Origin of the sequence: Pseudomonas sp. Y39-6, from assembly GCF_023651955.1 — a bacterium.
GTDB classification, from domain to species: domain Bacteria; phylum Pseudomonadota; class Gammaproteobacteria; order Pseudomonadales; family Pseudomonadaceae; genus Aquipseudomonas; species Aquipseudomonas veronii.
In genome coordinates this window covers 2,666,741-2,679,436 of sequence record NZ_CP069594.1, presented here as the reverse complement: position 1 = coordinate 2,679,436, position 12,696 = coordinate 2,666,741, and the positions used below count along the sequence as shown (strand labels likewise).

Genomic DNA, 12,696 nt, shown 5'->3' with positions numbered 1-12,696 from the left:
AAGGCGTCACGCCGTGGGCAAAATGACCTTCATCCGCGCGTTGGCGGTCGCGGAACCGAAGATCTCGGCATAGCGCAAGGTCGCGTTGGCGTGCTCGCGCATGATCGCTTCGGCCCGCGCGCCCTGGCGATTGACCAGGGCATCGAAGACCGAGTGATGTTGCATGTGGGCATAGTTGAAACGCCGGTATTCGCGGACCATGTCGTCGCGATCCACCGCCAGCGCGGTGACCGATGCGAACGGCAGGTGATCATTGCGTGCCAGTGCGTCGGCGATCGCCGGGTTGTGGCTGCCTTCCACAATGACGCGGTGAAAGCGCATGTTCAGGTCGTGATAGACCTCAAGGTCGTCCTCGGTCACGTACCCTTTGTCGAACAGTTGATCGCCTTCCACCAGGCAGCGCTCGAGGGTGGCACGCGCCACGTCGGACAACCCGCGCTCGGCGGTTTGACGCGCAGCCAGGCCCTCGAGCACGCCACGCACTTCGACGGCGCCGGCAATGTCATCCGGGCTGACCGAACGCACCTGATACCCACGCCCGCCAAACGGCACCAGCAGCCCTTCCTGCTCGAGGGTACGGAACGCCATACGCACGGGCATGCGTGACACACCGAACAGTTGCGCCGTGGGAATCTCCATCAGCCGCTCGCCCGCCGCCAACTCGCCGCTGGCGATCATCTTGCGCAGTGCAACCAGCACCAATTGACCGGGTTTACTCATCCAGGCAACTTCCAGAAAACGTGGGTCGCCATAGTACCGCTAGTAGTACCGCAAGTAGTACCGTAAGCATCCGACCGCGTCAGACGAACGCCAACGCCGCGCGTGCCGCGTCTATCGCGCCCAGGTGCTGCGCCAACCGGGACGGCAGGTAATCGAAAAAGAACCCGGCGCTTTGCAGCTTGGCGGCGCGCAACGGATCGTCCTCGGGCAATGCCCGGGAAACCCGAGCGGCCCGCGCCCATGCCAGGGCCAGCAGGGCCACGCCGCATAACTGGAGAAAGTCCGGCGCGGCCCGATAGGGGTACTCGCTGTCTTCCAGCGCCCGTTCACGTATGGCCTCGACCACACGGGCCAGCGCGTCACACAGGCTGCCCAGCGCGTCGGCGAAACCTGCACACGCGGCGCATTGGCCGCCCTGCCCGGCCTCGGTGCGCAGCACTGCCAGCAGCAAGTCGAAGGCCCGCCCCTCGTCGCCCAGCACCTTGCGCAGCAGCAGGTCATTGGCCTGGATCTCGTTGCTGCCCTCATAGATCATCGCGATGCGACTGTCGCGCAGCGTTTGCTCGATGGCGAACTCGGCGACGTAGCCGTAACCGCCGAAGACCTGCAAGGCATTGCTCGCCTGACGGAAACCCTGCTCGGTGAAAAACGCCTTGATGATCGGCGTCAGCAACTGCGCCAGTTGACCGGCGCACGCTCGTGCTTGCGGGTCCGGGTCATGCTCGGCCTGATCGAGCAAATGCGCGGCCCAATAACCGATGGCCCGCATCCCCTCGCTGGCCGTGCGCAACTCCAGCAACACGCGGCGCATCGCCGGGTGATAACGGATAGGGTCAGCCGCTTGGGCCGATACCCCTTGCGGCCTCGACGGCGCACGCATTTGCACGCGCTCGGCGGCGTACTGCGCAGCGTTCTGCCAAGCCGCCTCGACATGCCCCAGGCCTTGCAGGCCGACATGCAGGCGCGCCGAGTTCATCATCACGAACATCGCCGCCAGGCCGCGGTTGGCATCGCCGATCAGCCAGCCTAGGGCGCCGTCGAACACCAGCGAGCACGTGGCGCTGCCCTTGATGCCCATCTTGTGTTCAATGCCGTCGCAATGCACAGCGTTGGCCTGGCCGTCGTCCAGTCGCTTGGGCACCAGGAACAGTGAAAGGCCGCGACTGCCCGGCGGCGCATCGGGCAGGCGCGCCAGTACCAGGTGCAGGATATTGGGCGTGAGGTCGTGCTCGCCGCCGGAGATAAACAACTTGTTGCCCTGCAGGCGATAACGGCCATCGCCCTCGGGGGTCGCGCGACAGCGCAGCAACCCGACATCGCTGCCGGCCTGGGGCTCGGTCAGGCACATGGTGGGCAAGGCATGCCCACTGATGATCTCGGGCAAGTAACGCGCCTGCAACCAGGGCGCGGCGTGGGTCTTGAGGCAGAGGTAGGCGCCGTGGGCGATCCCGGTGTACATGGCCCACGCGTGGTTGCAGGCGTAGAGCATCTCTTGCAGCGCCGCGTCGAGCAGTTGCGGCAACCCCTGGCCGCCCTGCCCTTCAGCGCACGCCAAGGCCGGCCAGCCACCGTCGACATAGGCGCGATAGGCCTCGGCGAAACCGTCCGGCGTGCTGACCTGGCCGGCGTTCCAGCGACAGCCTTGACGATCGCCGCTACTGTTCAGGGGCGCCAGCACCCCCTGGCTGAAGCGCGCCGCTTCCTCCAACACTTGAACGGCGAGAGACATGTCCAACGCTTCGAACGCCGGAACATGGCTCCACGCCTGGGGGGCTTGCAGCCAATGTTCAAGCACAAATTGCATATCGCGCAGCGGCGCCTGATAGCTCCACATGGCAAACCTCATCGAATAAAAAGGAGTTACACCGTTGAACGCTCAACCGCGATAGGCCGGGTTCTCGATCAACAACGCCATGCCCTGCCCACCGCCGACGCACGCAGCGGCAATCCCGTAGCGCAGGTTGTGCCGGCGTAATTGCCCGGCCAGCGTCATGACCAAGCGCAGGCCGGTGGCGGCCAGTGGATGCCCCACCGCCAGCGAACCGCCCTGGACGTTGAGCCGGGTGCTGTCCAGCTCCAGTTCCTGGGCCACCGCCAATACCTGGGCCGCCTGCGCTTCGTTGATCTCGAAACGGCCGATGTCATCCAGGCTCAACCCGCTGCGATGCAGCAGCAAGCGGATCGCCGGCGCCGGACCGATGCCCATGAACTCCGGCGCCACACCGACCACCGCGCTGGCCAGCAGCCGGGCCAGGGGCACACGCGGGCAGGCCGAGGCGCGCCCGACCAGGGCTGCCGCCGCACCATCGACCACCGCGCAGCTGTTGCCAGCGGTTTGCACGCCATTGGCATGCACGGCGCGCAAGCGTGCCAGGGCCGCAAGGTCGGTGGGCCGTGGGTGGCTGTCCTGGGTGACGGCAGCGGCGCGGCGCGCCAGGCTGATGCCACGCGGCTGATACCCCTCCAGCTCGAACACTTGGTTATCGACCGTCACGATCTCTTCAGCCCACGCGCCGTCACGCTGCGCCTGCAACGCACGCTGATGGCTCGCGCAGGCGTAACGGTCCACGGCCTCGCGGCTCAGGCCATGGCGGCGCGCCAGGTGGTCGGCGGTGGCGATCATGTCCAGCCCCGGGGCCGGGTCGTATAGGGCTTCCCAGAGAAAATCCTTGAATTGCACTTCGCCACCGAGACGAAACCCATCCCGGTGGGTGTAGGCCGCAATCGGGTTGCGGGACATCGACTCACTGGCCACGCACAAGGCCAGTTGCACCTCGTCGCGCAGTTGCTCAGCGGCCTGGCGCAACAGCTCGAAACCCGTGGCGCAGATGCGCTGCACCCCCAGCGCCGGGACCGATTGCGCCACGCCGCTGTACAACCCGACATGCCGCGGCAGCAAATAGGCATCGAAGCTGGCCTGGGCCATGGAGCCGGCCAGCACGCTGTCCACCGCCAGCGGGTCGATACCGGCACGGGCCAGGACTTCACGGCCGACCTTGATCCCTAGGTCGATGGGCGAGACCAGGGACAAGGCGCCACCGAGGTCGACCCACGGCGTGCGTAGCGCCTCGTAAATCGCCACGTCGGCAAACGCCGAATACTGCCCCACGCCGCTCAAGGCTTGGGCTCGGCACGCAGGATCGCAGCATCTTCACCGCGATACAGCGCCTCGACCTTGGCCGCGCGCCATTGCAGTACCGCACGCTGGTTGATCGACCCCTTGTCGGTAATTTCCCCACGGTCGATAGACGCCGGCTCGTCGAGCAAGGCAATCCATTCCAAACGGCTGGCATTGCCGGTGGCGTCGCGATTGAGGCGCTGCAACCAGTCGCCGAACCACCGGCGCACCGGCGCGCTGGCGAGTACGTCGGCGTCGCTCGCGTCGGCGTTCAAGCCCGCCAGCCGGCGGCATTCGTAGAGCCTGGGGAAGACCAGGGCGCCCAGGCATTCGCGGTCCGGCGCGGCAATCACCAGGTCCTGCACATACGGCGAGCCTTCCAGCACCGCGCGATTACGCAACGGCCCGACGCTGACAAACACCCCGGAGGACAGTTTGAAATCCTCGGCGATGCGCCCGTCGAACATCAGCCCCAGTTGCGGCCGATTCGGGTCGGCGAGCTTGATCGCGTCCCCCGAACAATAGAAGCCGTGCGGGTCGAACACCTCGGCGGTTTGTTCCGGCGCCCGCCAGTACCCCGGCATGATGTGCGGCCCGCGAAAGCGCCCTTCGAACTTGCCGTCCACCGGCACCAGGCGCACCTCGCAGCCCGGCGCGGGCAAACCGATATAGCCGGCCATGGACAACGGCCCGGTGGTGAAGGTGCAGGATGGCGCGGCTTCGGTCATGCCCAGCCCGGCCATCATGCGGATGCGTTCTCCGCAGTGCTGTTCGGCCACCCGGTCGAGGCGGTCCCAGACACTTTGCGACAGGCCCGCGGCGGCGAAGAAAAACAATTTCATTCGCGCAAAAAAGCACTCGCGCAACTCGGCATCCTGCTCCAGGGCGCTGACCAACTCTTCCCAACCCTTGGGCACCGTCAGATAGGCCGTGGGCGACACCTCCTTGAGGTTGCGCAGGGTCTCGGCAAACCCCTGGGCCGTGGGCTTGCCAGCGTCGAGGTAAAAGGTGCCGCCGTTGTAGAGCACGATGCCGACGTTGTGGCTGCCGCCGAAGGTGTGATTCCACGGCAACCAGTCCACCAGCACCGGCGGCTCTTCGCCGAACACCGGAAACGTCTGCAACAGCATCTGCTGGTTGGCGCAGAGCATGCGTTGCGTGGTGATCACCGCCTTGGGCAATTTGGTCGAGCCCGAGGTGAAAAGAAACTTGGCGATGCTGTCCGGGCCGGTGGCATTGAACGCCTGATCGGCCGCACTGCCGCCCGGGGTTTGCAGCAGGCTCGCGAAGCTGACCTGGGTGCGTCCCGGCACATGGCCGCGCACGCAGATCAGCGGCGTCTCGGCCGGCAATACCGCGTCGATCGCGCGCTGGTAGGCCGCCGCATCGCTGACGAACACCAGCCCCGGCTGCAGCAGGTCGCATACATGCCGCAGCTTGGCGAAGTCCTGGGACAACAACGAATACGCCGGCGACACCGGGCAGTAAGGGATACCGGCGTACATCGCGCCGAGGGCCAGTTGCAGATGCTCGATGTCGTTGCCCGACAGCAACGCCAGCGGCTTGTCTGCCGACAGGCCGTAACTCAGCAAGGCCTGGGCAATCGCCCGCACGCTCTCAAGCATCTGCGCGTAGCTGACGCGACGCCAGTCACCATCGGCCTGGCGTGCGGCAATGAAGGTCTGCTCGGGACGCACCCGGGCCCAATGCACCAGACGATCGAGCAAGCGTGCCGGCAACTCGGCCAATGGCTCCAGGGAACGCATATGCAGCACGCCCTGCTCTTCAGTGACCGCCACCGGGGCGTGGCCGATGGAGACCTCGCGGTAGCGCGGTGCGGGCTGGGGTTGCGGTCTGAATTCGGAACTCACAAGGGTGTCCTCCAGCAAGGCGGATCACAGCCGCCTTGTTATTGTTATGTCGCGACGCCTGCTCAGATCGGGTAATGCCGCGGCCCGTTCTGCAAGGTCACCCAGCGCAATTGCGTGAAGTGTTCAATCGACGCCTTGCCGCCAAAGCTGCCGTAACCGCTGGACTTGACCCCGCCAAAGGGCATCTGCGCCTCGTCATGCACGGTCGGCCCGTTGATGTGGCAAATGCCCGACTCCACCCGCTGCGCCAGCGCCAGCGCACGCCCGGTGTCGCGGCTGAAGATCGCCGCCGACAGGCCGAACTCGGAGTCGTTGGCCAGGCGCAGCAGTGCTTCATCACCGTCACCGCGCAGCAACACCGCCACCGGGCCGAAGGATTCTTCGCGGTACAAGCGCATGTTCTCGGTGACGCCATCGATCAGGGTCGGCTGCAGGATGCTGCCCTCCAACTGGCCGCCCGCGACCAGCCGCGCGCCCTTGTCCAGCGCATCGTCGATCAGGGCCTTGATGCGTGTGCCGGCGCTGGCATCCACCAGGGAACCCAAGACCGAATCCGCCGCCGCGGGGTCACCGGCGCGCAGGCTGGCGACCTTGGCGGTCAGCTTGGCGATAAACGCATCGGCGACCTTGGCATCGACAATCAGGCGCTCAGTGGACATGCAAATCTGCCCCTGGTTGAAGTAGGCACCAAACGCTGCCGCGGCAACCGCCGCATCCAGGTCGGCGTCGTCGAGCACCAGGAGCGGCGCCTTGCCGCCCAACTCCAGCAAGGCAGGCTTGAGGTGACGCGCCGAGAGTTCGCCGACAATCCGCCCGACATGGGTCGAGCCGGTGAAGTTGACCCGGCGCACCGCCGGGTTGGCGATCAGCCGTTCGACAATCGCGGCGGCATCGGCCGGTGCGTTGCTGATGACGTTGACCACGCCATCGCCCAGCCCGGCATCCTGCAAGACCTGGCCAATCAGGCGATGCACTGCCGGGCTTAACTCCGAAGCCTTGAGCACCACGGTATTGCCGCAGGCCAGCGGCATGGCGATAGCGCGCGTGGCGAGGATGACCGGGGCATTCCACGGCGCAATCCCCAGCACCACGCCGCACGGCTGACGCAGAGCCATGGCGAAACTGCCGGGGACATCGGAGGGAATCACTTCACCGGTGATCTGGGTGGTCATCGACGCCGCTTCACGCAGCATGTTGGCCGCCAGGCGCACGTTGAAGCCATACCAGTTGGCCATGGCGCCGGTTTCGCCAGCGGCGGCAATGAATTCGGCGCTGCGCGCCTGCAAGTGCTCGGCCGCCTTGAGCAACCGGGTGCGGCGTTCGTTCGGCGCCAGCGCGGCCCAGCCGGGGAACGCCGCCTGGGCTGCGGCCACGGCGGCGTCGGCATCGTCCAGGGTCGCGGCGGCAACCCGCGAAACCACTTCACCGGTCACCGGGTTGCGACGCTCGAAGGTTCGACCGTCACGGGCGGGGCACGACCGGCCGCCGATCAACAGGGGCACGTCCAGCATGGTGATTCCTCTTTATTGTCTTTATGGGGAATGCATTCAAGCGATGTCACAGTAGCGCCAGGGTGAGGCGGCGAACAGCGGGATGCGCCCGCCATTCGCCGGCCAGCCTCAGCGTTTGTACGTCTGCAGGCCGGGCTTGATGCTCTTGTCGTCGAGGAACTGCTTCATGCCCTGCTCGCGGCCGCCTTCGGTGTCGAGCAGGCGCGACTGATCGAGCTTGGCGTAGAGGTAATCCTCGTTCTGCTCCCAGGTCAGTTCGCGGCAACGCTTGAAGCCATGCTTGGCCGCCCGCAGCACCACCGGGTTTTTCTCCAGCAGGTTGCGCGCCAGTTCGATGGTCACTTCGCGCAGTTGCGCCAGCGGTACGCTTTCGTTGACCAGGCCCATCTCGGCGGCCTTCTGCCCGCCGAAGGTCTTGCCGGTCATGATGTAGTACAGCGATTGACGATGGCCCACGGTGTCGGCCATGGCCTTGCTCACCAGGTTGCCCGGTGGGATGCCCCAGTTGATTTCCGAGAGGCCGAAGGTGGCTTCGTCGGCGCAGATCGCCAGGTCGCACGCCACCAATGGGCTGAAGCCGCCGCCGAAGCACCAGCCATTGACCATGGCGATGGTGGGCTTGGCGTACATGCGCAGCAGTTTCCATTGCCATTGCGAGGCTTCGCGGCGGATTTTCTCCTGGAGGATTTCCGGGCCGGCATCCACTTCGCGAAAGTATTCCTTGAGGTCCATGCCGGCGGTCCAGGCTTCACCGGCACCGGTCAGTACCAGCACGCCGGCGTCGGGGTCCTGCTCCAGGGTTTCCAGGACGTCGATCATTTCGCGGTTCAGGGTCGGGCTCATGGCGTTGCGTTTTTCCGGGCGATTGAGAATGACCCAGGCAATGCCTTCCTCGATTTCAACCTTGACGGTGGTCCAACGGCCTTCGTAATTGCTCATGACGGTACGCTCTTGTTCTTGGTTGGAAGATGATTCGAAATTAAACTGCAAATATAGTTATGTCAATTAACTATTAACCTTAATAACCAATATTTTCCCCTTGTAAAACCTAAGCCGCTCGGGCGTTATGAAAAGCCGGCATAGCCATGGCTCGCGAACCTCGGCAAACTAGATAGCTTTCTTAACCTCCACCTTCTGAGGATTGCACTGTCAATGGCCAAGCCTTCCAACATCGCCGACGCCAACCTGGCCCTGCCCGACACCACCGAGGGGCGTGCGCCGCTGGATTCGGCCCTGGACGACCTGATCGGCTACGCCATACGGCGTGCGCAGCTCAAGCTGTTCCAGAACCTGATCGGTCGGCTTGCCGAGCACGACCTGCGCCCCGCTCAGTTCTCGGCCCTGGCGATCATCGAGCAGAATCCCGGCCTGATGCAGACCGACCTGGCTCGCGCGCTGGCGATTGAGCCGCCCCAGGTGGTGCCGTTGCTGAACAAGCTGGAAAGCCGCGCCCTCGCCGTGCGTGTGCGCTGCAAACCAGACAAGCGCTCCTATGGGATCTTCCTCAGCAAGACCGGCGAAACCCTGCTCAAGGCGCTCAAAGAGATCGCCGTCCAGAGTGACCTGGACTCCACCGCAGCCCTGGACGGTGAGGAACGTGCAGAGCTGCTGCGCTTGCTGAAGAAGGTGTATCAGGACTGACGGCTTACCAGAGCGCCACGGTGTAGAGCACCAGGAAACGGGTCTGGTTTTCATCGCGAAATGCCGCGCCAGCCGGGAAGTCATTGCGATAGATCGACTTGCGCGCCAGCAGCCCGACATTCTTCAGCGGGCCGCTCTGGATCACGTAGCCCAGCTCCATCTGGAACTCGCGCTCCTTGCGATCCTCGGCGTTGAATGCCGCCAGCTCGATGTTATCGCCGCGCACGTAACGCAGCCGGCCCTTCAGGCCCGGTAAACCGGAAGCCGCGAAGTCATAGTCATAGATCGCCTGCCAGGTGCGCTCCTTGGCGTTGAGAAAGTCCGAACTCATGGTCAGTTCGCTCATGCCCATCAGCTCCGTCCCGGAGATATAGGGCGTGGCCGTCTCCCCACTGGAATGCATGTAGCCCAGGCTGAATTTGTGACCGCCCAGGCGGTAGCCAAACAACGCCGAGAGGTTGCGGTTATCCACGTTCCCCGCCTTGGCGCTGCCGTCCTCGCGACTGAAGAAACTGCGCAAGTCGCTGGTGAGCACGCCATCGCCCACGGGCAGATTGTGCAGCAACGCCAGGGTGTCCTGCTGGTAGAGGTCGGCTATCTGCGAGTGATAGGCGCGCAGGCTGAGGTCTTTGTTGACCTGGTAGTCACCGCCGACGTAAGCCAGGTGCGAAGTGGTGGCGGTGGCGTTGAAACGCCGGTTGGGCGAGGCGATGGTCATGGCCTGGTAGCTGGTGGAGTCGCGTTTGTTGATGCGGTCGATATAGCCGGTATTGAAGGTCAGGCCGTCGATATCCTTGGAGCTCAAGGTGGTGCCGCGAAAGGTTTGCGGCAGCAGGCGCGACGGGCTGGCAAAGGCGAACGGCAGGAAGATCGACACGTCACCGGTCTTCACGGTGGTTTGGGCAAACCGCATCTTGGCGGTCGGCGCCAGGCGCGAGTACTCATCGGCGGCACGCTTGTCGCTGGCCGACACCGGCAACAACTCGGTGCCGCTGCGGTCCGGCGAAGAATCGAGCTTGACCCCCATCAACCCGCGCACATCCAGGCCAAAGCCCAGCGGGCCCGGGGTGTACCCCGATTCCAGGTTGAGGATGAACGCCTGGGCCCATTCTCGCGCAGCGGTCTTTGCACCGTCGTCCTTGTAGTCGCGATCCAGATAGTAATTGCGCAGGGTCAAGGTGCCGTGGCTGTCGTCGATAAAGCCGGCCGCCCACAGCTGGGAGGGCAACACGCTCAAGGCCAGCAACGCCATAACCAGGCCTGGCTTGCGGTTCGACACACAGGAGACGGACGCCACTGCAACGGCGTCCTCCATCGGGAGTTTTGGCATGTTCGTTGTCCATTTTTTGTTGTTGTTTTTGGGGGTGGCACACGCTCGGCCCGTTCGGCTTCGCCAATAGAGAATGGAAACAGCCGACGGCACTCGTCAACAGCAACTGACCGATAATCGAACATTAATAAAGCTATCTATTTTTATGATGAACACTGACACGCATCACAACATCATGAATTTAAAGCACTTATTTACTGTTTTTAGCATTTTTAATACGCCATTCATTTTTTAGTTATCTTTGTTATCTTAATCAGCAGCAGCCACTTGCGCTCGCCACCACAACAAAAACAACAACAATGAGGTTTGCCCATGGACAGTCCATCGCGTCGTTCGACGCTGACTATCGCGTTGTGCTTTATCGTTGCGCTGATCGAAGGGTTCGATCTGCAAGCCGCCGGAACCGCCGCCGCGGGGTTGCGCCAGAGTTTTGCCCTGGACCCGAAGATGCTCGGTTGGGTGTTCAGCGTCGGGATCATTGGCCTGCTGCCGGGGGCGTTTTTCGGTGGCTGGGTCGCCGACCGAATCGGGCGCAAGAAAATCCTGGTGATCGCCGTGCTGCTGTTCGGGCTGTTCTCGCTTTGCACCGCGTTTGTCGAAAGCTACTCGAGCCTGCTGTTGGTGCGCTTTCTGACCGGCCTCGGGCTGGGTGCCGCGCTGCCCAACCTGATCGCGCTGTGCGCCGAAGCGGTCAGCGAACGCAGCCGGGGCACCGCCATCAGTGTGATGTACTGCGGCGTGCCGTTGGGCGGCGCATTGGCGGCGGTGGTGGCGATGTTTTCCAGTGAACACTGGCAGACCACCTTTATCATCGGCGGCCTGGCGCCCTTGCTGGCCGTGCCGTTGATGATCCTGCTGCTGCCCGAGTCCAACGCCTTTCGCCAACAGCTCGACAATACCCTCAGTGCCCGCCCCTCCACTCGCCAGGCGCTGTTCGGCGAAGGGCGCGCAGGCACCACGCTGGCCTTGTGGCTCAGCTACTTCTTCACCCTGACTGTGATGTACATGCTGCTCAACTGGCTGCCGTCGTTGTTGCTCGAACAAGGCTTCAGCAAACCCCAGGCGGGCATGGTGCAGATGCTGTTCAACATCGGCGGCGCCCTTGGCTCGCTGCTCGGCGGTGTCCTGCTGGACCGCTGCAATGCCCTCAGAGTGGTGCTGTTCGTGTATGCCGGGCTGCTCGCGGCCCTGGCCGGGGTCGGGCTGTCGGTGGGCATCGTGCCCATGGCCATCGCCGGTTTCGCCGCGGGCTTGTTCGTCATGGCCGCGCAGTTGGTGCTCTATGCATCGGCACCGCCCTCCTATCCAACGGCGGTGCGCGCCACCGGCGTCGGTGCGGCCGTGGCCATCGGCCGGCTGGGCTCGGTGGCCGGACCGCTGGCGGCGGGACAACTGCTCGCCGCAGGTGCGGGCACCACAGGCGTCCTGCTGGCGACCTCCCCCGGGTTGGCGATCGCGGCGCTGGCTATCATCACCGTCATGGTGCGTAAGGCGCCACTGAACCTGTCCACCCCGGAAGCGGCCGGGCACACCAAAGCCTAGAACTTGTGCAGCCAATTGAGCACCAGTTTGTTGCCCTCGGTGCGGTTCTCAGCCTGCTGTTCAAAGTAGGCGTTCACCGATAGCACGTTCTCCTTGTTGAAGGCGTATAACAGGCCTGGGCCCATGGCCCAGACCTTCTCCCGGCGCCCGCTCACGGCGTGCCCGTCCACCTGGGTGTCGGTGATCTGCTTCAACCAGTAGCCGTTCACCCCCACGCTCAGTTGCTGGCTCAAGGCATATTGCACGGTCAGGTTGGCATGCAACGCCTGGCCGGCCTGGGTATCGGAAACATCCCCAAAGCCGGCCTGCGGCTCATCATTCTTGCCATTCCACAGGTACATGAAACGCCCGCTCGCCGACCACTTCGGGCTGAACCAGTACGTTGCCGCGTAATACGGGTTGAATGACCAGAAGTTGCTGCCTGGGTTGATCGAGCGCTTGCGGTCATAGGCCCCCACCGGCACCGAGATATCGGCTTCGACACGTTGGGTCAACAACGGGCTGCCATCCGCGCGGCTCAGGGTCGGCAGTTGCAGGAAGGGCCCCACAGTCACATCACCAAACCCGGCGCGAGAACTCAGCGCCGCATTGTTCAAGCCATCGTCGACATCTGCGTGGACCAGGGAGGTGTTGATCAGGGTGAGTCCCGGCATCGCACCATTGGCCAGGGGTTGCCCGAGGTAGATGATCTGCGTGGTGGGCGCCACCACGTCCAGGTCCTGCTTGGGCAACGCCAGCTTGTGACCGTTGGCGTCATTGAAGCGGCTGGCTCGGGAGTACGTCAGGTATTCCTCCAGGTACCAGCCAGGGCCGGCCGGGGCCGGTGAGCCGTCGTAGAAACTGGTGCTGCCGAGGTTGAGCCCGGGCAGGTCGTAAGCGTGTGCAATCGATGACAGTGCGACAAAAGGCATGGCCGCAACCGTCCGCAAGATAGGCTTGAGCATCTTGGATGTCCTGTATTTT

10 protein-coding genes are annotated in these 12,696 nt (G+C 64.0%); 2 read left to right on the top strand and 8 right to left on the bottom strand.

What is annotated here, in order from left to right:
• Window positions 1-6: 6 nt before the first annotated feature.
• The 6 genes from JN756_RS12370 to JN756_RS12345 form a co-directional block, all read right to left on the bottom strand.
• Complete coding sequence (locus tag JN756_RS12370) at window positions 7-720, bottom strand: GntR family transcriptional regulator (RefSeq protein WP_057005584.1); 714 nt, start codon at window positions 718-720, stop codon at window positions 7-9.
• Between the two features lie 79 nt (window positions 721-799).
• A complete protein-coding gene (locus JN756_RS12365) occupies window positions 800-2,554 on the bottom strand; it encodes an acyl-CoA dehydrogenase family protein (protein ID WP_201022126.1) in 1,755 nt (584 codons plus the stop codon).
• 42 nt (window positions 2,555-2,596) lie between these two features.
• Complete coding sequence (locus JN756_RS12360; protein WP_079443500.1) at window positions 2,597-3,838, bottom strand: thiolase family protein; 1,242 nt, start codon at window positions 3,836-3,838, stop codon at window positions 2,597-2,599.
• Window positions 3,835-5,709 (bottom strand): feruloyl-CoA synthase, encoded by a 1,875-nt coding sequence (locus JN756_RS12355; protein ID WP_201022125.1) that lies wholly within the window; start codon window positions 5,707-5,709, stop codon window positions 3,835-3,837. Before JN756_RS12355 ends, JN756_RS12360 begins: the two co-directional genes overlap by 4 nt.
• 62 nt (window positions 5,710-5,771) lie before the next feature.
• Window positions 5,772-7,220 carry an aldehyde dehydrogenase gene (locus JN756_RS12350; protein ID WP_046383962.1) on the bottom strand — a complete coding sequence of 483 codons (1,449 nt, stop codon included), beginning with the start codon at window positions 7,218-7,220 and terminating at the stop codon, window positions 5,772-5,774.
• Window positions 7,221-7,328: 108 nt separating this feature from the next.
• Entirely contained in the window at window positions 7,329-8,159 is an 831-nt protein-coding gene (locus JN756_RS12345) for a p-hydroxycinnamoyl CoA hydratase/lyase (RefSeq protein WP_017847933.1), read from the bottom strand.
• Between the two features lie 213 nt (window positions 8,160-8,372).
• On the opposite strand from JN756_RS12345, the gene JN756_RS12340 reads away from it, so the two are divergent.
• The gene (locus tag JN756_RS12340; RefSeq protein ID WP_046483785.1) at window positions 8,373-8,861 is read left to right on the top strand and encodes a MarR family winged helix-turn-helix transcriptional regulator; all 489 of its coding nucleotides are present in this window, start codon (window positions 8,373-8,375) and stop codon (window positions 8,859-8,861) included.
• A gap of 4 nt (window positions 8,862-8,865) precedes the next feature.
• On the opposite strand, the gene JN756_RS12335 is transcribed toward JN756_RS12340, so the two are convergent.
• Window positions 8,866-10,191, bottom strand: coding sequence for an OprD family porin (locus JN756_RS12335; RefSeq protein WP_057005581.1), 1,326 nt, complete (start codon window positions 10,189-10,191; stop codon window positions 8,866-8,868).
• 312 nt (window positions 10,192-10,503) lie between these two features.
• Here JN756_RS12335 and mhpT point away from each other — a divergent pair, with 312 nt between their 5' ends.
• On the top strand, window positions 10,504-11,733 hold the full coding sequence (mhpT, locus tag JN756_RS12330; RefSeq protein ID WP_017847936.1) for a 3-(3-hydroxy-phenyl)propionate transporter MhpT: 1,230 nt from the start codon (window positions 10,504-10,506) through the stop codon (window positions 11,731-11,733).
• On the opposite strand, the gene JN756_RS12325 is transcribed toward mhpT, so the two are convergent.
• On the bottom strand, window positions 11,730-12,677 hold the full coding sequence (locus tag JN756_RS12325; protein WP_057005579.1) for a SphA family protein: 948 nt from the start codon (window positions 12,675-12,677) through the stop codon (window positions 11,730-11,732). The two genes, mhpT and JN756_RS12325, sit on opposite strands and share 4 nt — an antisense overlap.
• Between the last annotated feature and the right edge of the window lie 19 nt (window positions 12,678-12,696).